25 protein-coding genes and 2 tRNA genes are annotated in these 22,253 nt (G+C 68.7%); 14 read left to right on the forward strand and 13 right to left on the reverse strand.

Translation table 11 applies throughout. From position 1 onward, the window contains the following. Positions 1–40: 40 nt before the first annotated feature. The 3 genes from Q0C38_RS15990 to Q0C38_RS16000 are packed head-to-tail and all read left to right on the forward strand — an operon-like array spanning position 41 to position 2,660. Positions 41–1,030, forward strand: coding sequence for a tripartite tricarboxylate transporter substrate binding protein (locus Q0C38_RS15990; protein ID WP_291298114.1), 990 nt, complete (start codon positions 41–43; stop codon positions 1,028–1,030). A gap of 11 nt (positions 1,031–1,041) precedes the next feature. Then, complete coding sequence (locus tag Q0C38_RS15995) at positions 1,042–1,734, forward strand: isochorismatase family protein (protein ID WP_291298115.1); 693 nt, start codon at positions 1,042–1,044, stop codon at positions 1,732–1,734. Between the two features lie 5 nt (positions 1,735–1,739). Next, positions 1,740–2,660: a polysaccharide deacetylase gene (locus tag Q0C38_RS16000; RefSeq protein ID WP_291298116.1), complete on the forward strand. Its 921-nt coding sequence runs from the start codon at positions 1,740–1,742 to the stop codon at positions 2,658–2,660. Between the two features lie 6 nt (positions 2,661–2,666). Here Q0C38_RS16000 and Q0C38_RS16005 read toward each other — a convergent pair whose 3' ends face one another. The 7 genes from Q0C38_RS16005 to Q0C38_RS16035 all read right to left on the reverse strand — a co-directional run bounded on the left by Q0C38_RS16005 (position 2,667) and on the right by Q0C38_RS16035 (position 9,553). Beyond that, positions 2,667–4,241: a gamma-glutamyltransferase gene (locus Q0C38_RS16005; protein ID WP_291298117.1), complete on the reverse strand. Its 1,575-nt coding sequence runs from the start codon at positions 4,239–4,241 to the stop codon at positions 2,667–2,669. An 85-nt stretch (positions 4,242–4,326) separates the two neighbouring features. Further along, positions 4,327–5,256 (reverse strand): branched-chain amino acid ABC transporter permease, encoded by a 930-nt coding sequence (locus Q0C38_RS16010; RefSeq protein WP_366937282.1) that lies wholly within the window; start codon positions 5,254–5,256, stop codon positions 4,327–4,329. 8 nt (positions 5,257–5,264) lie between these two features. Further along, positions 5,265–6,149, reverse strand: a complete 885-nt coding sequence (locus tag Q0C38_RS16015) for a branched-chain amino acid ABC transporter permease (protein ID WP_291298119.1) — start codon at positions 6,147–6,149, stop codon at positions 5,265–5,267. A gap of 50 nt (positions 6,150–6,199) precedes the next feature. Further along, positions 6,200–7,456, reverse strand: coding sequence for an ABC transporter substrate-binding protein (locus tag Q0C38_RS16020; protein WP_291298120.1), 1,257 nt, complete (start codon positions 7,454–7,456; stop codon positions 6,200–6,202). Between the two features lie 31 nt (positions 7,457–7,487). Beyond that, complete coding sequence (locus Q0C38_RS16025; RefSeq protein ID WP_291298121.1) at positions 7,488–8,180, reverse strand: ABC transporter ATP-binding protein; 693 nt, start codon at positions 8,178–8,180, stop codon at positions 7,488–7,490. Positions 8,181–8,193: 13 nt separating this feature from the next. Continuing rightward, positions 8,194–8,952: an ABC transporter ATP-binding protein gene (locus Q0C38_RS16030; protein WP_291298122.1), complete on the reverse strand. Its 759-nt coding sequence runs from the start codon at positions 8,950–8,952 to the stop codon at positions 8,194–8,196. A 145-nt stretch (positions 8,953–9,097) separates the two neighbouring features. Then, entirely contained in the window at positions 9,098–9,553 is a 456-nt protein-coding gene (locus Q0C38_RS16035; protein WP_291298123.1) for a hypothetical protein, read from the reverse strand. A 225-nt stretch (positions 9,554–9,778) separates the two neighbouring features. Here Q0C38_RS16035 and Q0C38_RS16040 point away from each other — a divergent pair, with 225 nt between their 5' ends. Then, positions 9,779–10,489 carry a serine protease gene (locus tag Q0C38_RS16040; protein ID WP_291298124.1) on the forward strand — a complete coding sequence of 237 codons (711 nt, stop codon included), beginning with the start codon at positions 9,779–9,781 and terminating at the stop codon, positions 10,487–10,489. Between the two features lie 73 nt (positions 10,490–10,562). Here the strand turns inward: Q0C38_RS16040 and Q0C38_RS16045 are convergent, their stop codons facing one another. From Q0C38_RS16045 to rlmB, 3 genes are read right to left on the reverse strand one after another with little or no spacing between them, the layout of a single operon-like run. Then, complete coding sequence (locus tag Q0C38_RS16045) at positions 10,563–11,375, reverse strand: LOG family protein (protein ID WP_291298125.1); 813 nt, start codon at positions 11,373–11,375, stop codon at positions 10,563–10,565. Then, a complete protein-coding gene (locus Q0C38_RS16050) occupies positions 11,372–12,166 on the reverse strand; it encodes a 2-keto-4-pentenoate hydratase (protein WP_291298126.1) in 795 nt (264 codons plus the stop codon). The genes Q0C38_RS16045 and Q0C38_RS16050 overlap by 4 nt, the downstream gene beginning before the upstream one ends. Further along, on the reverse strand, positions 12,163–12,963 hold the full coding sequence (gene rlmB, locus Q0C38_RS16055; protein ID WP_291298127.1) for a 23S rRNA (guanosine(2251)-2'-O)-methyltransferase RlmB: 801 nt from the start codon (positions 12,961–12,963) through the stop codon (positions 12,163–12,165). Before rlmB ends, Q0C38_RS16050 begins: the two co-directional genes overlap by 4 nt. A gap of 165 nt (positions 12,964–13,128) precedes the next feature. Between rlmB and Q0C38_RS16060 the strand changes: the two genes are divergently transcribed. Both Q0C38_RS16060 and Q0C38_RS16065 read left to right on the forward strand, forming a co-directional pair. Next, positions 13,129–13,214, forward strand: a tRNA-Tyr gene (locus tag Q0C38_RS16060). A gap of 41 nt (positions 13,215–13,255) precedes the next feature. Beyond that, positions 13,256–13,329 (forward strand) — tRNA-Gly (locus Q0C38_RS16065). 131 nt (positions 13,330–13,460) lie between these two features. Here the strand turns inward: Q0C38_RS16065 and Q0C38_RS16070 are convergent. Both Q0C38_RS16070 and Q0C38_RS16075 read right to left on the reverse strand, forming a co-directional pair. Then, a complete protein-coding gene (locus tag Q0C38_RS16070) occupies positions 13,461–14,117 on the reverse strand; it encodes a transmembrane anchor protein (protein ID WP_291298128.1) in 657 nt (218 codons plus the stop codon). Between the two features lie 12 nt (positions 14,118–14,129). Next, entirely contained in the window at positions 14,130–14,771 is a 642-nt protein-coding gene (locus Q0C38_RS16075; protein WP_291298129.1) for a HupE/UreJ family protein, read from the reverse strand. A 282-nt stretch (positions 14,772–15,053) separates the two neighbouring features. Between Q0C38_RS16075 and Q0C38_RS16080 the strand changes: the two genes are divergently transcribed. The 4 genes from Q0C38_RS16080 to Q0C38_RS16095 all read left to right on the forward strand — a co-directional run bounded on the left by Q0C38_RS16080 (position 15,054) and on the right by Q0C38_RS16095 (position 16,969). Further along, positions 15,054–15,524: a hypothetical protein gene (locus Q0C38_RS16080; RefSeq protein WP_291298130.1), complete on the forward strand. Its 471-nt coding sequence runs from the start codon at positions 15,054–15,056 to the stop codon at positions 15,522–15,524. A gap of 81 nt (positions 15,525–15,605) precedes the next feature. Then, the gene (locus Q0C38_RS16085; RefSeq protein ID WP_366937283.1) at positions 15,606–15,977 is read left to right on the forward strand and encodes a YqaA family protein; all 372 of its coding nucleotides are present in this window, start codon (positions 15,606–15,608) and stop codon (positions 15,975–15,977) included. Positions 15,978–16,215: 238 nt separating this feature from the next. Beyond that, positions 16,216–16,752 (forward strand): lipocalin-like domain-containing protein, encoded by a 537-nt coding sequence (locus tag Q0C38_RS16090; RefSeq protein WP_291298132.1) that lies wholly within the window; start codon positions 16,216–16,218, stop codon positions 16,750–16,752. Between the two features lie 85 nt (positions 16,753–16,837). Further along, the gene (locus Q0C38_RS16095) at positions 16,838–16,969 is read left to right on the forward strand and encodes a hypothetical protein (protein WP_291298133.1); all 132 of its coding nucleotides are present in this window, start codon (positions 16,838–16,840) and stop codon (positions 16,967–16,969) included. Positions 16,970–17,033: 64 nt separating this feature from the next. Here Q0C38_RS16095 and Q0C38_RS16100 read toward each other — a convergent pair whose 3' ends face one another. Next, positions 17,034–17,705, reverse strand: coding sequence for a cupin domain-containing protein (locus Q0C38_RS16100; protein WP_291298134.1), 672 nt, complete (start codon positions 17,703–17,705; stop codon positions 17,034–17,036). Between the two features lie 129 nt (positions 17,706–17,834). Here Q0C38_RS16100 and Q0C38_RS16105 point away from each other — a divergent pair, with 129 nt between their 5' ends. The 4 genes from Q0C38_RS16105 to tuf all read left to right on the forward strand — a co-directional run bounded on the left by Q0C38_RS16105 (position 17,835) and on the right by tuf (position 21,995). Next, on the forward strand, positions 17,835–19,406 hold the full coding sequence (locus Q0C38_RS16105; protein ID WP_291298135.1) for a helix-turn-helix domain-containing protein: 1,572 nt from the start codon (positions 17,835–17,837) through the stop codon (positions 19,404–19,406). 139 nt (positions 19,407–19,545) lie between these two features. Beyond that, positions 19,546–19,983: a YqaA family protein gene (locus tag Q0C38_RS16110; protein ID WP_291298136.1), complete on the forward strand. Its 438-nt coding sequence runs from the start codon at positions 19,546–19,548 to the stop codon at positions 19,981–19,983. Positions 19,984–20,118: 135 nt separating this feature from the next. Next, positions 20,119–20,568, forward strand: coding sequence for a hypothetical protein (locus Q0C38_RS16115; protein WP_291298137.1), 450 nt, complete (start codon positions 20,119–20,121; stop codon positions 20,566–20,568). Between the two features lie 236 nt (positions 20,569–20,804). Further along, entirely contained in the window at positions 20,805–21,995 is a 1,191-nt protein-coding gene (gene tuf, locus Q0C38_RS16120; protein ID WP_291298138.1) for an elongation factor Tu, read from the forward strand. Positions 21,996–22,253 lie beyond the last annotated feature (258 nt).

The raw sequence follows: 22,253 nt of genomic DNA on the forward strand, positions 1-22,253 counted from the left end.
ACGGCACTGTGAACGGCATGGACTGTCGGGGAGACTGGCGATGAAGGCAATCGGGCGACGCGGCCTGCTCATGATCGCAGGGAGCGCGGTTCTGGCCGCACCAGCGCTTGGCCAGGCCTGGCCGGAGCGTGACCTGAGGCTCGTCGTTCCCTTCCCGCCGGGTGGCACGACGGACGTGGTGGCCCGCCTGCTGGCCGAGGCGATGCGCGCGCAGCTTGGCCGTGGGGTCGTGGTCGAGAACCAGCCGGGGGCCGGGGCGACGCTCGCGGCAGGGCGCTTCGCCGCGCAGGCCTCCGACGGGCATTCGCTGTTCCTCAGCCAGATCGCCTCGCACGGCATCGCGCCTGCGCTCTACCGCAACCTCACCTACGATGCGCGGGCGGATTTCCGCGCGGTCGCCCTCGTCGTCACGGTGCCGAACGTGTGGGTGGCGAACCCGCGCAAGCTTGGCGGCCGTGACGCGCGCGCGGTGCTGCGCGACGCGCGCGCGAACCCAGAGACGATCACCTTCGCCTCGGCCGGCAACGGCACGTCGACGCACCTGACGGGCGAGCTCATCAACATGCTCGCCGGCACCAGGATGACGCATGTTCCCTATCGCGGTGCGGGGCCGGGCATGACGGCTGTGATCGGCGGCGAGGTCGATACCTTCATCGACAACCTGCCCACCGCGCTGCCGCAGATCCGCGCCGGCACCGTCACAGCCCTTGCCGTGACGTCGGCCGAGCGTGTGCCCGAGCTCCCCGATGTGCCGACGCTGGCCGAGCTCGGGCCCGATTTCGGCATGCAGGGTGTCGAGGCCGAAGCGTGGTTCGGGCTCTCGACGCACAAGGGAACGCCCGATGCGGTGGTGGCCGCGATGAACCGGGCGGTGAACGCGGCGCTGGCGCAGCCCGCCCTGCGCGCAGCACTTGCCGAACGCGGCACGGTGGCGCGCGGCGGCACGGCGGAGGCTTATGCGTCGCTGATCGACAGCGAGTTGACGCGCTGGGCCCGCGTGGTCGCCGAAGCCAAGGTGACGGTGAACTGAGGAGGGATGCGATGACCGACAAGCTCGCACGCTGGCAGGGTGTCATTCCTGATGATGACCTGGCCGCCTACCGCAAGGGATCGTTCGGCCGCCGCATCGGCCTCGGGGCGCGCCCGGCGCTGCTGAACATCGACACGACGCACATGTTCGTCGATCCGTCCTACGACATGTGCGGCCGCGAGATGCCGGAGTTCTTCGCTGCCGTCACGCGCGTGACGGAGGTGTTCCGCTCGCTCGACCTGCCGATCTACTACTCGCGGCGGGACGATCGCAGCCATCCGGCCTATCGCGGCATCTGGAACCTCAAGCTCGGCAACGCGACCGAGTTCCAGTACGTCGCCGATCCGCGGGCCGACCAGTGGCCCGAGGCCTATGGCCCGCGTCAGCAGGACCGCATCGTGCTCAAGAACAAGCCCTCGGCGTTCTTCGCCACGCCGCTCGAGAGCTTCCTCCGCTATGACGGGGTGGACAGCCTCGTCGTCATCGGTGTCTCCACCTCCGGCTGCGTGCGGGCGGCTGTGACGGATGCGTTCTCGCACAATTTCCGCGTCACCGTGATCGAGGAGGCGGTGGGTGACCGCAGCCCAGCCGCGCACACCGCGAATCTGTTCGACATGGACATGAAGTTCGCCGACGTTGAGCCGATCGACGCCGTTCTCGCCGAGCTCGAGACACGGTTCGGCCAGCGCAGGGCGGCGGAGTAGCGGCGATGAGCGATGCACCCCAGCGTGAGCCCTTGAAGCCTTGGCAGTGGCCGGAGGAGACATGGCGCGGGATCGTCAACCGCGGCCGCGCCGGGCGGTCGCTGAAGCCGGCGCATTGGCCGGGCGGGGCGCGATGCGCCGTCGCGCTCTCGTTTGATGCCGATCACGAAACGATTCCGCTGCGCGATGCCGATGAGAGCCCGATGCGCATCAGCCAGGGGCAGTACGGCTCCCGCGTCGCGATCCCGCGCATCCGCCGCATGCTCGACCGCCACGGCGTGCGGGCGAGCTTCTTCTACCCCGCCGTCTCGGCGCTGCTGCACCCGGAGGAGGTGCGCGCACTCGCCGACGAGGGGCACGAGATCGGCATCCACTCCTGGATCCACGAGGCGAACACCACCGTTCCGCCCGAGGCAGAACGCGAGCTGAACCTGCGCGCGGCCGATACGCTGGAGAAGATCAGCGGCCGACGCCCTGTCGGCATGCGCACGGCGAGCTGGGATTTCTCGACGGCGACGCTCGACATCATCCGCGAGCTTGGCCTGCTCTACGACAGCTCGCTGATGGCCGATGACGAGCCGTACGAGCTGATGGACCGTGGCGAGGCGACGGGCATCGTCGAGCTGCCGCCCGAATGGATCCGCGACGATGCGGTCTATTTCAACATGCTGCGCTTCGCCGCCCTCCGCCCCTACACGCCGCCCTCGGCGGTGGAGGAAATCTTCCGCGCCGAGTTCGATGGGGCGTATGAGGAGGACGGGCTGTTCCTTCTCACCATGCACCCGCACGTGATCGGACACCGCTCGCGCCTGCCGCTGCTCGACCGGCTGGTCGCATACATGAAGTCGAAGCCAGGCGTTTGGTTCGGCACGCACGAGCAGGTGGCGCGGTGGTGTGCCGAGCAGGCGACGCCACCGTTGCGCTAGGCCCCCTCAGGCCTGCGCGACCGCTCCACTCCAGGGGCTCATCACGTCGCTGATGCCCGTCACGCCGCCCTCGGCGTCGCGCAGGATCAGGTTGGGGCAGGCGAAGTTGACGGGCAGGATCGTGTGCTCGACCAGCTCGGTCGCGAACCGTTCCGTGAGCGCAGCGAGAACGCTGGGCGAGAGGCGCTTGTCGGCCGCCACCGTGTCGGGGCCAGAGATGTCGACGCGCGGGTGATGCGCGGCGGCCACCGGGTCCATCCGGTAGTCGAGCACGAACATCAGCATCTGTAGCACCGAGGCGAGGATCTTGCGGCCGCCCGAGGCGCCGGCCGTGACGATGGGCCTGCCCCCCTCGGTCACGATCACCGGGCTCATGTTGCACAACGGGCGCTTGGACGGGCCGATCGAATTCGCCTTGCCTGGCGTCGGGTCGAACCAGAACACGCCGTTGTTCATCATCATGCCGGTACCGGGCAGGGTCGTGCGGCTGCCCATCGAGGAGAGCAGCGTCGTCGTCACGGACACCATCGTGCCTTCCGCGTCCACCGCCGTCAGGTGCGTGGTGCACGCCTCCGCCGCGCGGGGGTTCGCGTCCGACGTGTCGCCGAGGCCGGAGAGCCGTTCCGCGTAGGCCGCCTGCATTGCCGCGGTGAAGGCCGCGAAGAACGCCGCATCCGGTTCCGCGCCGAACTCATGCGCGGCGAGAAGGTCGAGCACGCGCTGCATCGTCGGCGCGGCGGTGAGCCCGCCCGCGCCCTGGAGCACGCGGCCACGCCAGGGGTGCTGGCTCGATGGCGTGGTGCGCGCCGCGCAGCCGGCGAGGTCGGCGGCGGAGAGGACACCGCCCATCGCCGCGACGTCCGCCACGATCGAGGCGGCGATGTCGCCGCGATAGAAATCGGCCACGCCTGCTTCGGCGATGCGGGCGAGCGTGTCGGGCAGGCGGCCGAGCACCAGGCGCTTGGCAGGGCCGACATAGGGTGGCGTGGGCGGCAGGCCGTTCGGCAGGTAGATGCGCGCACTCTCGGCATAGCGGCGGAGGTCGCCGGCGGAGGAGGCGATCTTCATCGCGCCGAACCAGTCAGCCGGCAGGCCCGCCTTGGCGAGCGCGATCGCAGGCGCGAGCAGGTCCTTCCACGGCAACCTGCCGCCCGCCGCATGCAGTGCGGCGTAGCCGGCGGGCGCCGAGGGGATGCAGAAGGAAAGGGGGCCGTGGACGTTCTTCTCGCCCTCGACATTCGGCCAGGCGAAGAGATGGTCGGACATCCCTTCGGTCAGCGGGAAGAGTGCGGGCGTGAGGCCGGCGGGAGAGACAGGGCCGAAATCGATCACCTCGGCCTTCGCCGCGCCCGCCTTGTGCACGAGCGCGAAGCCGATGCCGCCGAGCCCGCTGTTCCACGGCTCTGTTGCCGCGAGCGCGAAGGCGGTGGCCACCGCTGCGTCGAGTGCCGTGCCGCCGGCATCCAGCATCGCCACGCCGGCTTCCGCGGCAGCCTTTACCTGCGAGACGACCATGCCCTTGCGGCCATGCGCCGCGGGCTTGGCCACCACCCAGTTCTGCGTCTGATGCACGATCGCCATTGTTTCCGCCCTGACCTGCCGTGGGGTGGGCAGTGTGCGGCGCACCGGGGCGTGCGTGAACCCCCCTTGCCGGGGGGCAGCACTGTCAGAGCGGCTTGCCGAACTTGGCCTGGATCTCGCCGATGATGCCCTTGCGGAACGCCAGCACGCAGGCGACGAAGATCACGCCTTGGACCACCGTCACCCACGCGCCGAGCTGGGCGAGCTCGTTCTGCATCGCGATGATGACGAGAGCGCCGACGGGAGGGCCGAAAATCGTGCCGATGCCGCCGACCAGCGTCATCAGCACCGCCTCGCCGCTCATCGGCCAATTCACGTCGGTGAGCGTCGCCAGCTGGAACACGATCGCCTTGGTGCCACCGGCAACACCCGTCATCGCGGCCGAGATGACGAAGGCGATCAGCTTGTAGTCATCGACGCGGTAGCCGAGCGAGATCGCCCGCGGCTCGTTCTCGCGGATCGCCTTCAGCACCTGGCCGAACGGCGAGTGCACGACGCGGTAGAGGAACAGGAAGCCCGCGATGAAGATGGCAGCGACGACCCAGTAGAGGGCCATGTCGTTGGCGAGGTCGAGAACACCGAAGAGGCGCCCGCGCGGCACGGCCTGGATGCCATCCTCCCCCCCGGTGAAGGGGGCCTGGAGGCAGAAGAAGAATACCATCTGGGCCAGCGCCAGCGTGATCATCGCGAAGTAGATGCCCTGGCGGCGGATCGCGATCCACCCGATGGCGATGCCGAGCAGCGTGGCGACCGCAGTGCCGGCGAGGATGGCAAGCTCGGGCGTGAAGCCCCACACCTTCGCGGCATGAGCAGAGACGTAGCTGCTCATCCCGAAATACGCGGCATGGCCGAACGAGAGCAGCCCGACGAAGCCGATCAGCAGGTTGAAGGCAGCGGCGAACAACGCGAAGCACAGCACCTTCATCAGGAACACGGGGTAGAGGACGAAGGGGCTCACGGCGATCATCGCGAGCATCACGACGAAGGCGATGCGCTGCGAGGCGGGAACGTTCATCGGGTTCATCAGGCGCGCCCGAACAGCCCGGCGGGGCGGACGAGCAGCACGATCGCCATGATGACGAAGATCACGGTGGCTGACCCCTCTGGATAGAATACGCGCGTCAGCCCCTCGACGATGCCAAGCCCGAAGCCGGTCAGCACCGAGCCGGCGATCGAGCCCATGCCGCCGATCACCACCACGGCGAACACCACGATGATGAGCTGCGAGCCCATGTTGGGGTTGACGCTGTAGATGGGTGCGGCAAGCACGCCGGCAAACGCCGCGAGTGCGACGCCGAAGCCGTAGGTGAGCGTGATCATGCGCGGCACGTTCACGCCGAAGGCCTGCACGAGAAGCGGCCGCTCGGTCGCGGCGCGGAGATAGGCGCCGAGCTTGGTGCGCTCGATCACGTACCATGTCGCGAAGCAGACCACGATGGAGGCGACGATCACCCAGGCGCGGTAGTTCGGCAGGAACATGAAGCCCAGGTCCATCGCGCCCTGGAGCTCGGCCGGGATGCGGTAGGGCAGGCCAGACGAACCGAAATAGTTGCGGAACAACCCTTCGATGATCAGCGCCAGCCCGAAGGTGAGCAGCAGGCCGTAGAGATGGTCGAGCTTGTAGAGGCGCTGGATCATCAGCCGCTCGATCAGCACGCCGGTCGCGCCGACGATGAGGGGGGCGAGGATGAGCGCCCACCAGTAGCCGAGGCCGATCCAGTTCAGCAGCATCCAGGCCACGAAGGCGCCCATCATGAACTGCGCGCCGTGGGTGAAGTTGATCACGTTCATCATGCCGAAGATCACGGCGAGCCCGAGCGAGAGCAGGGCATAGAACGAACCGTTGATCAGCCCGAGCATGAGCTGGCCGTAGAGGGCGACGGCTGGGATGCCGAAGATCGTGTCCATGGTGATGCCGGGAGGGACGGGGGCGGGCGAAGGGCCCGCCCCCTTTGGCTTCAGGTGCGCACGAGCGGGCAGTTGCCGTCGGCGAGCGGGCGCCAGGCATCGGCGACCGGGATCTCGCGCACGAGCTTCAGGTAGTCCCACGGGCCGCGGCTCTCATTCGGCGCCTTCACCTCGTAGAGATACATCGGGTGCGTCTTGCGCCCGTCCTGGCGGATCTCGCCCTGGCCGAACAGCGGGTCGTTCGTCGGCAGCCGCTTCATCGCCGCCACCGCCGCCGCGCCATCGGCCTTCGCAGCGGCGACGCCGAGCGCCTCGACCGCCTTGAGGTAGTGCAGCACGCCGCCATAGACGCCGGCATGCGCCATCGTCGGGCGGATGCCGCGGTTGCGGGGGTGGAACTTCTCGTTGAAGGCGCGGCTCTCATCATTGCGGTCATGGTAGAAGGCCGTGGTCAGCGTCAGCCCCTGTGCGGTCTCGAGGCCGAGGCTGTGCACGTCGGTGATGAACACGAGAAGCCCCGCGAGCTTCTGGCCACGGCGGACGATGCCGAACTCGCCGGCCTGCTTCATCGCGTTGATGAAGTCGCCGCCTGCGTTGGCGAGCCCGATCACCTTCGCGCGCGAGCCCTGCGCCTGCAGCAGGAACGACGAGAAATCGGTGCCCGGGAACGGGTGCCGCACCTTGCCGACGACGCGGCCCCCCGATGCGATGACGAACCGTTCCGTATTCGCTTCGAGCGAGTGGCCGAAGGCATAGTCGGCGGTGATGAAGAACCATGTGTCGCCACCTGCCGCCACCATGGCGCGGCCGGTGCCTGCCGGCTGGCTGAACGTGTCATAGGTCCAGTGCACGGAGTTGGGCGTGCATTGCGGGCCCGTCAGGTCGGTCGTGGCGCCGGCGGAGACGATCATCACCTTGTTCTTCTCGCGCGTGATCTGGTTCACCGCGAGAACGACGCCGCTGTTCGGCACGTCGACGATCGCGTCCACCCCGTCACGGTCATACCAGGCGCGTGCCGTGGTGCTGCCAACATCGGCGCGGTTCTGGTGGTCGGCCGCGACGATCTCGACGTTGAAGCCCTTGGGGCCTGGGTTGAAATCCTCCACCGCCATGCGGGCGGCGAGCACCGAGCCCTGGCCGGCGAGGTCGGTGTAGAGGGAGGAGAGGTCCGACAGCACGCCGATCTTGATGGTGTTCGCCGCCTGCGCGCGCGGTGCGCGGAGTGGCGTGATCAGCGGCAGCGTGCCGGCAGCAGCGGCGGTGCCGAGCAGCGTGCGGCGGTTCACGGTCGTGGGTTTGGCTGACATGGGATGTTTCCTCTCGTGATGGCGTGCTGCATCAGACGCCGAGATAGCCGTGCAGCTTGTCCATGTTCGCATCGAGCGCATCGTTCCCGATCATGTCGACGATGCGGCCATGCTCCATGACATAGTGACGGTCAGCCACCGTCCGGGCGAAGCGGAAATTCTGCTCGACCAGCAGCACCGTCAGCCCGCGCGCCTTGAGGTCGCGGATGGTGCGGCCGATCTGCTGGATGATCACCGGGGCGAGGCCCTCCGTCGGCTCGTCGAGCAGCAGCAGCTTCGCCCCGGTGCGCATGATCCGCGCGATCGCGAGCATCTGCTGCTCGCCGCCCGAGAGCTTCGTTCCCTGGCTGCCGAGGCGCTCCTTCAGGTTCGGGAACAGCGCATAGATCTCGTCGAGCGCCACGCCGCCAGGGGCGATCACCGGCGGCAGGGTGAGGTTCTCGCGTACCGTGAGCGAGGCGAAGATGCCGCGCTCCTCCGGGCACCAGGCGATGCCGAGGCGGGCGATGCGGTCAGGCGAGAGGCTTGCGGTTTCGGCGCCCTGGTAGCGGATCGATCCCGTGCGCTTCGGCAGCACGCCCATGATCGCCTTGATCGTCGAGGTCTTGCCGGCACCGTTGCGGCCGAGCAGCGTCACGACCTCGCCCTCGGCGACGTCGAAGGCGACGCCGTGCAGAACGTGGCTCTCGCCGTACCAGCCCTCGAGGTCGCGGACGGCGAGCATCAGGTGTTCCTCATCAGGCGGCCTCTTCCGCGCCGAGATAGGCCGCGCGCACCTCGGGGTTGGCCGAGACGGCGGCATAGTCGCCCTCCGCCAGCACCTGGCCGCGCGTCAGCACCGTGATCGTGTCGGAGAGGCCGGAGACGACCGAGAGATTGTGCTCGACCATCAGGATCGTGCGCCCTTCCCGGATGCGGCGGATCAGCGCCACGACATGCTCGACATCCTCATGCGTCATCCCGGCGGTGGGTTCGTCGAGCAGCAGCATCGCTGGGTCGAGCGCGAGGGTCGTGGCGATTTCGAGCGCGCGCTTGCGGCCGTAGGGGAGAAGGCCAGCTGGAACGCCCTCGTACTCGGTGAGGTTCACGTCGGCGAGCAGGTCGCGCGCGCGCACGTCGAAGCCGGCGAGCACGCGGTCGGAGCGCCAGAAATCATAGGAGTTGCCACGCGCGCGTTGCAGCGCGACGCGCACGTTCTCGAGCACTGTGAGATGCGGGAACACCGCCGAGATCTGGAAGCTGCGGACGAGCCCCATGCGCGCGATCTCGGCCGGCTTGGCGCGGGTGATGTCGCGCCCCTGCCAGGTGATCGTGCCGCGCGTGGGCTCGAGGAACTTGGTCAGGAGGTTGAAGCAGGTGGTCTTGCCCGCGCCGTTCGGGCCGATCAGCGCATGGATCGCGCCACGGCGGACGCGCAAGGACACATCGTTCACCGCGATGAAGCCGCGGAACTCCTTGGTCAGGCCTTGCGTCTCGAGAACGAACCCGTCAGCCACCCAGCCTCGCTTTTCCCGGTCCAGACAGCCCGGTGCCCCCTTGTGCGTTGGCGGCAGCTTCGCAGACGCAGCGAAGCTGCCGCAAGGGCGCGTTACGCGAGTGGGGTGCTGGGAGGACTACCGGGGAAAGACTATCGGGGAAAGACTATCGGGGCTCCTCGCCCCAGGCGAGGAAGAAGCCGATATCGCCCGGCATGCCGCCCGGATAGTCGACCACCATGGCGCGCAGGCGGAAGCCCTGCGGGGCCAGATGCTGCTGCCAGAACTGGTACACCTGCTGCGGCCGGCCGCTGAGGGTGCGCGGCCAGTCGGCCTCGCCGACATTGATCGCGCGGCCCTTGTCGGTCGTCAGCTGGTTGGGAAAGCGGAAGGCGAGAACCTCCGTCCGCCCACGCTCGGCGGCGGCCTGCACCATCGCGCCGACGCGCGAGAGACCGCGCTCGATCGCCTTCTCGTCGGCCACCAGCGGCTTCGAGAGCTCGTCGAGCAGTTCCTTCCGCTTGGCGTCCTCGGCTTCCCGGTGGCGTGCTTCCTCCGCTGCCTTCCGCGCCTCAACCTCGGCTGCGACCTGCCGCAATGCGTTGACGTTCAGTGCCGCCATTCTCTGACCCCCGTTCGACGTCCCGTGTCACCGACCTGATGACCTTACATGATGCCGGGTCACGCACGCGAGAGCAGGGCGGTCGGAAAGCGCCACGCCGCGCACCCGGCAGGCATGCACCGGCATGTCTTGCCGACCGGCAGAATCTGCCGGGGCATTAACCTTTCTTTCACTGGCCCCGCCTTAACCTTCTACGTCAGCGCAAGAGACGTGGAAGCAAAACTCATGTTCGGTCTCAGAAATATTGCTTTCGTCGCTCTCTCAGGGATTGCAGCCCTCTTCGCTGCCAAGGACGCCGCCGCCACCACCGCCGTGAAGGCCACCGTCAGCGCCTCCTACGCCGCGGTCCATGTCGGTGGAGACGGCCAGCCCCGCACCATCGGCTCCGCGGTCGCGTTCGATGGCCAGTATGTCCTGACCAACGCCCATGTGCTCAAGGTCGCAGGCGCGCCAGTCAACCAGGCCGTGCTGGTGCGCCACGATGGCGCCCGCGCGAACGTGACGGTGCTGGCCCGCAGCGAACGGATGGACCTTGCGGTCCTCGTCGCCCCGCGCGGCTTCCTCCGCCCGGCCGAGCGTGTGAGCGCCGGCGTGAACGAGGGCATGCAGGTGTGGGCCGCCGGCTCCTCGACCGCGGGCCCTGTCTCCGCCGATGGCTGGATCTCGCGCACAGGCCTGCATGTTCCCGCCTTCGGCCCCGGCATGGTGGCGCGGATGGACGCAGCGCTCGGCTTCTCCGGTGGCCCGGTTCTCGATGCCTCGGGCCGTGTGATCGGCATCACAACGGCGCTGCGCGATGCCGGCCCCGCAGGCCTGCCCGAGGGTGCGCCGGCGGAGGCACGCCGCACCCGCCGCGAGGTGTTCCTGCTCGGCATCGCCGCCGTCGAGGCGGAGGCCGAGCGCCTGATCCGCGGCACGCTGATCGCCCAACGCTGACCGATCAGCGCTGACCGATCAGGGCTGACAGATCAGGGCTGACAGATCAGGGTTGATCGGGGCTGATCTGGGCTCAGCGCCAGAAACGGTGGATCGCCTCCACGCCGTCCTCGGCCGTCTCGACCCAGGTGATCAGCGCGAGATCCTCGGGCGAGATCATCCCATCCTCGACCAGTTGGTCGAACCTGATCAGTCGTTCCCACCAGGCGCGGTCGAACAGCAGCAGCGGGATTCGGCTGATCTTGTCGGTCTGGACGAGGGTCAGCGTCTCGAACAGCTCGTCGAGCGTGCCGAACCCGCCGGGGAAGAAGGCGCAGGCGCGCGCGCGCATCAGGAACTGCATCTTGCGGATGCCGAAATAGTGGAACTGGAACGACAGCTCAGGCGTGATGAACCGGTTCGGCGCCTGTTCGTTCGGCAGCACGATCGAGAGGCCGATCGTCTTTCCCCCGGCCTCGGCGGCCCCGCGGTTGCCCGCCTCCATGATGCCGGGGCCCCCGCCGGTGACGATGGCGAAGTCACACCGGCCGGCGCGCTGGCTTCCCTCCGCCAGCAGCTGCGCGAAGCGCCGCGCCTCCTCGTACCAATGCCCGTGCCGCCCCGCCTGCGCCGCCTCCGGGGAAGCGACTCGGGCTGAGCCGAACAGCGCGACGGTGGATGCGATGCCGGCCTCGTCCTGCAGGATGTCGGGCTTGCTCACCTCGAGGGCGAGCCGCACCGCGCGCATCTCGTCGCGGCGGAGGAATTCCGTGTCATCGAAGGCGAGGCGGAAGGAGGGGCTCATCGTCTGCGGTGTCGGCGGGGCGGACTTGGCCTGCTCGGCCGCTTCCTCCGCCGTCGCGAAGGGCTCAGCGTGGCCGGGAGGCGTGCCCGGCCGCTCCGTCACGTGAAACGCACCTGAACGGTCCCGAGTCCGGCGAAGCTCACCTCCACCGTTCCGGGTCCCGCAAGCCAGGCGGGCGGGGTGACGGAGCCGCACAGCACCACCTGCCCGGCCTGGAGCCCGCCGAAGGCCCGCGCCGCACCCGAGGCCGCCAGCCAGCAGAGAACGGCGATCGGGTCACCCAGCAGGTCGGCTCCCTTGCCCTCGCCGAACAGCGAGCCGTCGATCCGCATCCCGCCCGCGATCTCGCGGAGCGCGCCGTTCGCAAGCGCCGCTGCCTCGAACGGCGTCTCCGGCCCCAGCACGGCGGCACCGTGGAAGAACTGGTCGGCGATCAGCGTGTTGACGCCGACGGCCTTCATGTCGGTGTACCGGTTCTCGACGATCTCGATGGCCGGCAGAACCGCTGCGACCGCTGCTGCTGCCGCCTCGCGCGTGGGCGCCTCGCCGGTGAACGGAATGTCTGCGCCGAGGCGGAGTGCGATCTCGCACTCGGTTCCGGGCGCGATCCAGTCGGCGAACGGGGTGGCGAATCCGCTGGGCTTCAGCCCGTCCGCCGTCATGAACCCCGCGGCGGGGGCGGTGACGCCGAGATAGGCGCGCATCGTCTCGGCCGTCGCGCCAACCTTGAAGCCCGCGGGCGGCAGCGCCCCGGCGGCGTCGGCGAGAGCGACCTGCACGGCATAGGCGGCGGCCTCCGTCGCCGGGGCGATCGCCGCGGGCAGGGGGGCGACCTTGCGACGGCTGGTCCAGGCGGCCCTGAGAAGCTGGGCCGCCTCGCGCGGATCGCTCATCCGTTGTTGCCTTTCTCCAGGGCCTCGGCCCGCACGGCGTAGAGTGCCACGGCAGCAGCGACAGAGACGTTCAGGCTCTCGATCGCGCCGGTCTGCGGCAGGCGGACCAGCACGTCGCAGGCCTCGCGCGTCAGCCGCCGCATGCCCTCGTCCTCCGCGCCCAGCACGAGCGCGAGGCGACGGTCCCCGAGCTTCGCGCCGGCCAGCGTGGTGGGTGCCTCGCCGTCGAGCCCGACGACCCAGAGGCCGGCTGCCTTCAGCGCCTCCAGCGTGCGGGCGAGGTTGACGGCGCGTAAGAGCGGCACGCGCTCGAGCGCACCCGCGGCGGCGCGTGCCATCGCCCCGCCCTCGCCAGGCGCGTTGCGGTCCTGCACCACCACGGCGGCGGCGCCGAACGCGGCGGCGGAACGGAGGATGGCGCCGACGTTGCGCGGGTCCGTCACCTGGTCGAGCACCAGCACGGGGCCGTCGGAGGCCGCGAGCGCATCGGCCATCGGCGGGATGTCGAGCGGTTCCGCGAGAAGGGCGAGGCCCTGGTGCACCGAGCCTGGCGGCAGCAGCGCGCCGATCATCTGCGCCTCGACCCGCTCGGGCTCCTGCGGCCAGGGCTGCGGTGCCGCGGCGGCCAGCGCGGCGAGCGCCTCGGCGGTCGCGAGGAAGCGTCGGATGCGGCGCGCAGGGTTGGCCAGTGCGGCGGCGACGGGGTGGAGCCCGTGCATCCAGTAGGCGCCCTCCGGCTCGGCCGCGCGGCCGCGCTCATGGTGCCGGCCCCTGTTGTGTCCCCGCCCTTGTCTCATGCGGCTTGTCTCATGTGTCTTGTCTCATGCTCCCAGCATGGGGCCAGTTGCGTGGCGGCGCCAGTTGCTCCTGGATGATCGTGGCGCGCGTTGACAGCGGGGCGGAAATGCCCCATTTCGCCGCCCTGCCTGATGGCGGCCTCTGGCCGCCCGCGCGCGGGGCCTGGAGGGGTGCCCGAGTGGTTAAAGGGGACGGACTGTAAATCCGTTGGCGCACGCCTACGTTGGTTCAAATCCAACCCCCTCCACCATCCCGCTTCGCGTATGATGTGCTCCGCCGTGTTGCTCCGGCGCGGGTGTAGCTCAATGGTAGAGCCCCAGCCTTCCAAGCTGGTTACGCGGGTTCGATTCCCGCCACCCGCTCCAGGGCGGCCGAAGCCCCCTCGTCACCGCTCATCTCACCCGCCGCGCATCGTGCGTGAGGGCCTGGCCTCCAGCCGGGTGCCGCCTGCCTCGCACACGCGGGGCAGCCGACAGGCCCGGCCAGGAGTGGTGCATCAGGGGCGGATGATGCGCTGGTAGTCCCCGCTCGTCCGCAGCGTCACCGTCACGTCGCGGCCCGATCGGTTGCGCCAGAACCAGCCATGCGTGCCGTCGAAGGCAGCGGTGAACGCGCCCTGCTCGCCCTGGCTGCCGCGGCCGCTGCGATAGCTGTGGGAGAAATTGCGCGGCGCGTTCGGCGGCTCGCCATGCAGGTCGAAATTGACCGGCCCGTTCGCCGACCACGTGTAGGTTGCGCGTGCCCCCTGGCGCATCTCGAGCTTCACCTCGAGCCCTTGGCTGGGCTTGAGCGTGATCGTCGTCTCGTCGCTGTGCGCAGTGGGGGCTGGCTGCGCCGAAGCGGTGCCGATGAACAGGCGCGCAAGCACGGCCGCTGCCCCCGGCAGGGCGGAGCGCTGTTCCGGCTGCCCGGCCGGCGCGACAGCGGGTGCGGCGTGATCGGCCTCCGCCTCCTCGGCGAGTTGGCGCTTGATCTCGCCCATCTCCGTCAGGCCGATGGTGCGGCCGATCCCGGTCGGGTCGATGCCGTATTCGGCAGGCAGCACGACAGTGACGAGGATGACGGCCGCGGCAACGATGGCGATCGCCGTGGAGCGCAGGAGCTGCTTCGTGGTGGGCAGCTCGGCGCGGGTCGGAAGGTCGTGGTTGTACATGGCGCATGCTCCTCAGGAGACGAACCAGCCGGTGAGCTGATAGCCGATCAGCACGAACCCGGCCGACATCATGACGACGTTTGCGGTGTAGGCATGGCGCAGGAAGCCCGGGCTGCGGCGCCAGAAGCCCATGACGATCAGGATCGCGGCGAGCGCGAGCAGTTGCCCGATCTCGACGCCGACGTTGAAGGCCAGCAGGTTCGGCAGCAGCCCGTCCGGCGAGATGTCGTAGTCGAGGATCTTCGACGACAGGCCGAAACCGTGGCAGAGGCCGAAGACGAACGTCGCCGCCTTGGTGTCTGGCTGCACGCCGAACCAGCGCTGGTAGGCGCCAAGGTTGTCGAGCGCCTTGTAGACGACCGAGAACCCGATGATGGCATCGATGATGTAGCTGTTGATGCCGATGCCGAAATAGACGCCGGCAAGCATCGTCACGGAATGGCCGAGCGCGAACAGGCTCACATGGATCGCGATGTCCTTCAGCCGGTAGAGGAAGAAGATCACGCCGAACAGGAACAGGATGTGGTCATAGCCGGTGACCATGTGCTTGGCGCCGAGATAGACGAAGGGGATCAGGTGGATGCCCGTGATCTCCTGGATGTAGCCCTTGTCGCCCTCGGCCACGGCGTGGGCGAAGGCAATGGTGGTCGTCATGGGAAGGCAGAGGCACAGCGCAGAGGCGGGGCGCCACGGCGTGCGCGGCAGGAGGCGTGCTCCTGGCAGGATCGGGGTCATGAGAGATCCGATTGAACGGTGTGGGGTGACATCAGCACGCGCCGGCCCTGCGCGCGATGGACCGGCGCTCTATCCGCGCCGGCGGGGCGGACGCTCCAGCCCGCCCTCCACTCCAGGCGGCAGCCCTTCGCCGGCTGCGTGCAATGGCGGCGCCCGTGCCGGCTGGCGAGCCGGCGCTGCTGCTGCCGTCATCACCGCGTCGTGCAGATGATCGAGCGGGCCATGATCGTGGCTGCGCGGCCCGTCGCCGAATGGCCCGGCATCGGCAACGTCGTCATGGTCGTGGCGATGGCCAAGGTCATGGCCGTGCGCGTGGGGTGCGGCATGACCGATGAGGAGGGTGCCGATGGCAGCGACCGGGCCTGCCATCGTGCCGTTCCAGCTCGGCCCGGCCGCGCTGAGCGCGATCCAGGCGGCCAGGGCCAGCCTTGCGAGGACACCGATCCGCGACCTGCGGTGCAAACGCCGATTCCCCTGGATTTCCGCAGCCAGCGCCCCTGGCCGCGTCGACGCGATACCACTGTGGGAGTATCCATGCCAGGGGAGAAGGATCAGATCATGAGAGCGCGGCACATCAACGCCTTCCACCCGGAGAACCCGCGGAACCTTGCCGGGGAGGCTGCGATCTGCGGGGCCGATCGTGCCAGGAACTCCTGCGACCCGGCGACCTGAGGCCCGACCTTTCGCGTGCTTGATATCGCAACCCTCGGCGGATTGTTCCTCGCGGCCTTCGTCGCGGCCACGCTGCTGCCGATGGGCTCGGAAGCGGCGCTCGTCGGGCTGCTGCTCGCCGAGGCGCATGCCGCCTGGGTGCTGATCGCGGTCGCGAGCATCGGCAACGTTGCAGGCTCCGCCGTGAACTGGGGGCTCGGCCGGTCGATCGAACGCTTCCGCGACCGGCGCTGGTTCCCCGCCGATGCCGCCTCGCTCGACCGCGCGCAGGCCTGGTACCGGCGCTGGGGCCGCTGGTCGCTGCTGCTGAGCTGGGTGCCGGTGATCGGCGATCCGCTGACGGTGATCGCCGGGGTGATGCGCGAGGCCTTCGTGCCGTTCCTGCTCGTGGTCGCCATCGCCAAGGTGGGCCGCTACCTGGTCGTGGCGGGGATCACGCTCGGCTGGTCGTGAGCGCTGGGCTGCGCGGTGCGGGGCGGCCCACCCTGTCGGAAAACGTGACATCGCCGATGCCCGGCGCAGCATAACGATGCCGGATCAACACGTTGCGTAAGTGGTACATTTCTTGCAACTTTGGTTTGCGCCGGTCACACGGCTGCGTGTGCCGTGACGCGTCCGGCCCGAATGCGATGACGTCGGTCACGGAAAGCCGCTTCGGCGCCCGGGGCGGTGTGGTGGAAAGGAGTGTTTCATGCTTCGTCGGATCGGCTTGACGCTTCCTTTGGCAACGCTGCTGGCCTTCTCGTGCCTGCCCGGCCGGCCCGCTGCGGCCCAGGCTCCTGCACCCCAGGGGCCTGCAATTGCGGATGGGATCGTCGGCGTGTGGGCGCTCGTGTCGGTCACGAGCGAACGGGAGGGTTCAAGGGCCCAGCCGTTCGGCCCGAACCCGAAAGGCATCCTGATCTTTACCCGCGACGGGCATTTCAGCCTCTACCAATCTCGGGCGGAGCTTCCCCGGCTGGCCGCGAATGACCGCGCGCGCGCGACCCCCGATGAGGCGATGACGATCGTCAAGGACTCCATCGCCTATTACGGCACCTATACTGTTGACGAGGCGGCCAGATCACTCTCGGTGACGCTCGCGGCGAGCACCTATGCGAATCTGCTCGGGCCCGCGCAACGGCGGATCGTCACCGTGCTGAGCGCGACCGATCTCGAGTTCAGCAACACAAGGACGCCGAACGGCATGACCCTCCACACCGTCTGGCGGCGAGCCCCGCCGCGTTAGCGGGGCTTTGGGGGAAAACCCTGGCGCGCGCAGGTCGGGTCACCGGCGCTCCCGCCGCTGGAAGTCGTTGCTGAGCTGGGTGCCGGTGATCGGGGACCAGCTGACGGTGATCGCCGCCGTGATGCGCGAGCGGTTCGTGCCATTCCTGCTCGTGGTCGCCGCCGCGAAGGTGGGACGCTACATCGTGGTGGCGGGGATCACGCTGGGGTGGTCGTGACCCACGCTGCGAGCCCCGGTTCCCCGCCAGGTGCGCGACGGCGCGGCCCGGCCTGGCCACGCCCCTACGGCATGGTGGCGGGCTGGGAGAACGGTTTCGTCGCATCCACCACGAACATCACCAGCGAGAGGAGGTCTGTCGCGCCGGTGCTCGACACCTGCATCGGTACATCGGCGCCATGGCCTGCGATGACCTCCCCTTGGCGCACGCGCATGACCCCGTGGGGCGTTCGCTGGCTCGTCTCCCCCGCGATGACGTAGAACGCCTCCGACCCCGGATGCGTGTGCACGGGCGTGACGCTGCCGGGCTGCCCTGTCGCCTGATTGATGCGCAGGAGGTAGCGAGGGGCGGCAAACTCGGGAACGGGGCCGACCTCGGCGATCTTCGTTGCCCCCTGTGAACCACCCCCTGGGGGCCCGAGGGTGCACAGCCAGAACCTGTCCACTGCCGCGAGGGCCAACCCCGTCGGGCCCTCTGCAGCGCGGGCCTCGCTCAACGACGCGAAGGTCTCGATCCGCCAAACAAGAGGCCCCACGGGCAGTCGCTCGATGCGTTTCTCCGCGAGTGGCCTGATAACCAGGGCCGGCGCATCCTGCGCCAGCGTCGGCACGGGCGAGAAGGCCTGCGCAAACCCGACGGCTGCAGCGCCGGCCGCGATCCCGATCGCGCGACGCCGTGTGGGTGCAGCGCGGCTTTCCCCGGGATCCGGTGTCGCTGCACTGGTCTTCGCTGTCATGGCTTGTTTCCCGTCCTCGTTTCGCTGGGTCCGACTGCGCTATGATGATGGGCGGGACGCGGAAGGTTCTGTCCGTTGCGCGCCACGCTGTCCGCAACCCGCCAGCCGTCGCTCCTCCGGAGGTCGCCCATGAAGCGATCCAGGTCCGCGATTCTGAACGGTCCCGGCCGCGTGGCTGCCTGCGCCCTTTTCCTGTCCATCCCCCCGGCGGCAGAGGGCTTCGGTGGCTGCGTGCGGCGGGCGATGCTGGCGGCCTCCGCCGTGCTGGAGCGCGATCCGGCCGCGATCCCCAGCCTCGCCGAACTGGCGGCCGCGGCAGGCGTATCGCCGCGCACGCTGCAGCGCGCGTTCGCGCACGTGCTGGGGCTTTCGCCGGGAGCGGCGCTGCGGCAACTGCGGTTGGCTGCGGCGCGACAGACGCTGCGCAACGGTGCAGCGCGCTCGGTGGTCGCGGCTGCGCAGCACCACGGTTTCGAGCATCCGGGGCGCTTTGCCATCTCCTACGCGCGGACTTTCGGCGAGGCGCCGTCCGCCACGTTGCGCGCTGCCCGCGGAGGCGGGTTGCCGGCGGTCGCACCGCCCCACCGTGCGCCGGTCATGCTGCGGGCGCTCATGCCGGACTCGGCGGCGGATCGTGCAGGGGCGCGCCGGGCCACCGAGGACCTCCAGATCGCGATTGGCCGGGCCCCCGGCCTCGCGCTGCTCGACCCAGAGAGCGCCACCGGCAGCCCTTGGGGGCTGCTGCGCCTGGACGGAAGCGTCGCGGCAGGGTCCGTCGTCATCTCCGTCGTCAGGCCCGCTTCAGGAACGGTGCTGGGAACGATCCGCGAGCCACTGCGCAGGCGTGCCGGCATTGCCTGGGCGGACCGTGCGATCGGCACCATGCGGGCGCTCGTGGCCGCCGAGCAGGCAGAGCGTGCGCGGCGCACCCCGCCGCGACGCGCCGATGTCGAGGCACTCGTTGCCCGTGCGCTGCCCGCCGCTCTCTCGCAGGAGCCAGACCTTGTCGGCGTCGCGCTTGAGCTCGTCAGTGAGGCGCTTGAGCGCGATCCTGCCCATCCGCGTGCCCTTGCCCTAGCGGGGTGGGCGCGTGCGATCGGCGCCAACCACGCCTTCACCCTCGACCCCGAGGGCGAGCGCGGCCGTGCGCGCGACGAGTGCGGGCGGGCACTGGCGCTCGCCCCGGACGATCCGGAGGTGCTGACGCTCTCTGCCGGCATCCTCTCGCTCACCGGCAGCCTCGATGCCGCGGAAGGGCTCGTGAAGCGCAGCCTCGGCATCGATCCCTGCCAGCCGGAGGCGCTACGGCGCCTCGGCTTCATCTGCAACTTCCGCGGCGATGGCCGCCGCGGCGCAGAGGCGTTCCGGCGGGCCTTCCGCCTCTTTCCTGGTGGCGGCGACGGTGCGATGTCGCTCATCGGGCTCGGCGTCGCGCATTTCATCCAGGGCGACTACGGGCGCGCCGCGAGGAGCCTTGCCTCCGCGCTGGAGCGACAGCCGGCGCGCGCCTGGCCGCACCGGTTCCTTGCCGCGGCCGCGATGCATCTCGGCGCCGAGCAGGAGGCCCGGCGCTCGCTCACAGCACTGCGCCGTGCGTTTCCCGACCTGACGGTCGAGCTCTGTGCCCGCTCGGGCGTGCTGCATCCGGAGGCCAAGGCCAGGATGCTCGACGGCCTCATCAGGAGCGGGCTGCCCCGCTGAGGCCGGCGCGCGACCGCCGCCCCCCTTGCCGGACGAGGGCATAACGGCCCACTTGGCGCGCGCCTAATTTGGTTCAGCCCCAGCCTTCCGAGCTGGTTACGCGGGTTCGATTGCTTCCACCCGCTCCAGGGACCCGCGCATGCTCGACGTCGCCACCCTTGGCGGATTGTTCTTCGCGGCCTTCGTGGCGGCGACGCTGCTGCCGATGGGCTCGGAAGCCGCCCTCGTCGCGCTGTTGCTCGCCGAGACCCATGCCCCCTGGCTGCTGATCGCGGTTGCTGGCATCGGCAACGTCGCGGGGTCGGCGGTGAACTGGGCGTTCGGCCGGTCGATCGAGCGGTTCCGTGACCGGCGTTGGTTCCCCGCCGATGCCGCGTCGCTCGACCGCGCGCAAGGTTGGTATCGCCGCTGGGGCCGCTGGTCGCTGCTGCTGAGCTGGGTGCCGGTGATCGGTGACCCGCTGGCGGTGATCGCCGGCGTGATGCGCGAGCGCTTCGTGCCGTTCCTGGTTGTTGTCGCCATCGCCAAGGTCGGCCGCTACCTGGTGGTGGCGGCGTTCACGCTGGGGTGGGCGTGAGCGGGGGGCGATGCCGCTGCGCCCGCGCGAATTCCCGTTGCGAAGCGCCGAAGTGCCCTTCTGCCGCCGGCCGATCCGCAGCGGGTACACGTGTGCTACGCTCAGCAGTATGAATCGGAGCGACAGGAGGCAGCGGTGGACGTTGAGAGGCCGTGGACTGACTTCATCATCAGGGGCTGCCCTGCGCGACGGACGTTTCCCAAGAATCCGCCCAGTCTACTTAATCTGCAGTTCCTGCGTATTGTCATACTCGGGAGCGGGGTCAATGTCGTTGTCAGATTCCCCTCGCTGCCCGAGGGGACGCCAGCAAAATGGGCGCAACTGAAGTATCACCAGTTGGATTTGGTTTTTCGGTTCGATCTGCCGAAGATAATTCACTTTGATTTGCAGGGATGTATAGATTACAAATATGATCCGGTCAATATCCATTTCAGCGAAAAGAAGTTTTCAATGATGTCAGCTTCTGCAGAAGAAGTGCTCTCCCTCACATTCCTTGAGTGTTATGCATTTTTTGTCCCTGACGCTGACTTACAGCTTAGTGACTTTATTCGGGACTTGGCGGGATCTGATCTGGAGACGTATTGACACGTGTCAGAGCAGCCTTGATGGAGCGCGTTGATCGACCCACGAAGCGATCATCCTAGATCGTTTTTCCAGAAACGTTCCATACCCCGGGGCCGCTTGCCGCTCCTGGCGTCACCTGATCCGACACCCCTTTCCCCGCACTCAAACCTGCGCTATGGCGCCGCCGCACGCGCGGGGCATGCCCCGGCACCACCCAACCGCCCGTCTCGGGCAACCCGGAAGCGACAGGACCTCCCATGGCGAAGGCGAAGTTTGAGCGGAACAAGCCGCACTGCAACATCGGGACGATTGGTCACGTTGACCATGGGAAGACGTCGTTGACTGCGGCGATCACGAAGGTGTTGGCGAAGAGTGGTGGTGCGACGTTCACGGCGTATGACCAGATCGACAAGGCGCCAGAGGAGCGTGCGCGCGGGATCACGATCTCGACGGCGCATGTCGAGTACGAGACGAAGAACCGGCATTACGCGCATGTCGATTGCCCGGGCCACGCGGACTACGTGAAGAACATGATCACGGGTGCGGCGCAGATGGACGGGGCGATCCTGGTGGTGTCGGCGGCCGACGGCCCGATGCCGCAGACGCGCGAGCACATCCTGCTGGCGCGCCAGGTTGGCGTGCCTGCGCTGGTTGTGTTCATGAACAAGGTCGACATGGTCGACGACCCTGAGCTTCTGGAGCTCGTTGAGCTTGAGGTTCGCGAGCTTCTGAAGAGCTACCAGTTCCCCGGCGACGACATCCCGGTGATCAAGGGTTCGGCGCTGATGGCGCTTGAGGACAAGTCTCCTGAGCTTGGCGAGCAGGCGGTTCTGGCGCTGATGGAGGCGGTGGATGCGTACATCCCGCAGCCTGAGCGTCCGAAGGACCGTCCGTTCCTGATGCCGATCGAGGACGTGTTCTCGATCTCGGGCCGCGGCACGGTGGTGACGGGTCGTGTCGAGCGGGGCATCGTGAAGGTTGGCGAGGAGGTCGAGATCGTCGGTCTTCGCGCGACGGTGAAGACGGTGGTGACGGGCGTCGAGATGTTCCGCAAGCTGCTGGACAGCGGCGAGGCGGGCGACAACATCGGCGCGCTGCTGCGTGGCACGAAGCGCGAGGACGTGGAGCGTGGCCAGGTTCTGGCGGCTCCGGGCTCGATCACGCCGCACACGAAGTTCATGGCCGAGGCCTACATCCTGACGAAGGAGGAGGGCGGCCGTCATACGCCGTTCTTCACGAACTACCGTCCGCAGTTCTACTTCCGGACGACGGACGTGACGGGGATCGTGACGTTGCCCGAGGGCACCGAGATGGTGATGCCTGGTGACAACGTGCGGATGGAAGTTGCGCTGATCGCGCCGATCGCGATGGACGAGGGGCTTCGCTTCGCCATCCGTGAGGGCGGGCGCACCGTCGGCGCAGGCGTCGTCACCAAAATCGTGCAGTGAAGGCCATCCGATAATTCTACTGCCGCGGCCGTCTGGCGGCGGCTTCCTGCGCTTCCGGTGCTCACGGCCCATCAGGCCGCTGCGCTCCGGTTCTCGGAAGCCTTGCCATCCGACTCACGGCAGCGAATTCTCGGACGGCCTTCGGGACTGGGGAGTCGCGCTGGCCCGCCTGTGCCTCAATATTCTGGGCTGACGGCGGGCGTGCGCTGGTATATGCACTGCCGCTTCCCGGTCAGCGACGCGCCTTTCCCACCTGCC

The sequence above is a fragment of the Elioraea sp. genome (assembly GCF_022842375.1).
Classification (GTDB): domain Bacteria; phylum Pseudomonadota; class Alphaproteobacteria; order Acetobacterales; family Acetobacteraceae; genus Elioraea_A.

Bases quoted from the DNA above. Each gene is read 5' to 3' on its own strand.
- Q0C38_RS15990 (WP_291298114.1), top strand. From the start codon at position 41: ATGAAGGCAATCGGGCGACGCGGCCTGCTCATGATCGCAGGGAGCGCG.
- Q0C38_RS15995 (WP_291298115.1), top strand. From the start codon at position 1,042: ATGACCGACAAGCTCGCACGCTGGCAGGGTGTCATTCCTGATGATGAC.
- Q0C38_RS16000 (WP_291298116.1), top strand. From the start codon at position 1,740: ATGAGCGATGCACCCCAGCGTGAGCCCTTGAAGCCTTGGCAGTGGCCG.
- Q0C38_RS16005 (WP_291298117.1), bottom strand. From the start codon at position 4,241: ATGGCGATCGTGCATCAGACGCAGAACTGGGTGGTGGCCAAGCCCGCG.
- Q0C38_RS16010 (WP_366937282.1), bottom strand. From the start codon at position 5,256: ATGAACGTTCCCGCCTCGCAGCGCATCGCCTTCGTCGTGATGCTCGCG.
- Q0C38_RS16015 (WP_291298119.1), bottom strand. From the start codon at position 6,149: ATGGACACGATCTTCGGCATCCCAGCCGTCGCCCTCTACGGCCAGCTC.
- Q0C38_RS16020 (WP_291298120.1), bottom strand. From the start codon at position 7,456: ATGTCAGCCAAACCCACGACCGTGAACCGCCGCACGCTGCTCGGCACC.
- Q0C38_RS16025 (WP_291298121.1), bottom strand. From the start codon at position 8,180: ATGCTCGCCGTCCGCGACCTCGAGGGCTGGTACGGCGAGAGCCACGTT.
- Q0C38_RS16035 (WP_291298123.1), bottom strand. From the start codon at position 9,553: ATGGCGGCACTGAACGTCAACGCATTGCGGCAGGTCGCAGCCGAGGTT.
- Q0C38_RS16040 (WP_291298124.1), top strand. From the start codon at position 9,779: ATGTTCGGTCTCAGAAATATTGCTTTCGTCGCTCTCTCAGGGATTGCA.
- Q0C38_RS16050 (WP_291298126.1), bottom strand. From the start codon at position 12,166: ATGAGCGATCCGCGCGAGGCGGCCCAGCTTCTCAGGGCCGCCTGGACC.
- rlmB (WP_291298127.1), bottom strand. From the start codon at position 12,963: ATGAGACAAGGGCGGGGACACAACAGGGGCCGGCACCATGAGCGCGGC.
- Q0C38_RS16070 (WP_291298128.1), bottom strand. From the start codon at position 14,117: ATGTACAACCACGACCTTCCGACCCGCGCCGAGCTGCCCACCACGAAG.
- Q0C38_RS16075 (WP_291298129.1), bottom strand. From the start codon at position 14,771: ATGACGACCACCATTGCCTTCGCCCACGCCGTGGCCGAGGGCGACAAG.
- Q0C38_RS16085 (WP_366937283.1), top strand. From the start codon at position 15,606: ATGGGCTCGGAAGCGGCGCTCGTCGGGCTGCTGCTCGCCGAGGCGCAT.
- Q0C38_RS16090 (WP_291298132.1), top strand. From the start codon at position 16,216: ATGCTTCGTCGGATCGGCTTGACGCTTCCTTTGGCAACGCTGCTGGCC.
- Q0C38_RS16100 (WP_291298134.1), bottom strand. From the start codon at position 17,705: ATGACAGCGAAGACCAGTGCAGCGACACCGGATCCCGGGGAAAGCCGC.
- Q0C38_RS16105 (WP_291298135.1), top strand. From the start codon at position 17,835: ATGAAGCGATCCAGGTCCGCGATTCTGAACGGTCCCGGCCGCGTGGCT.
- Q0C38_RS16110 (WP_291298136.1), top strand. From the start codon at position 19,546: ATGCTCGACGTCGCCACCCTTGGCGGATTGTTCTTCGCGGCCTTCGTG.
- tuf (WP_291298138.1), top strand. From the start codon at position 20,805: ATGGCGAAGGCGAAGTTTGAGCGGAACAAGCCGCACTGCAACATCGGG.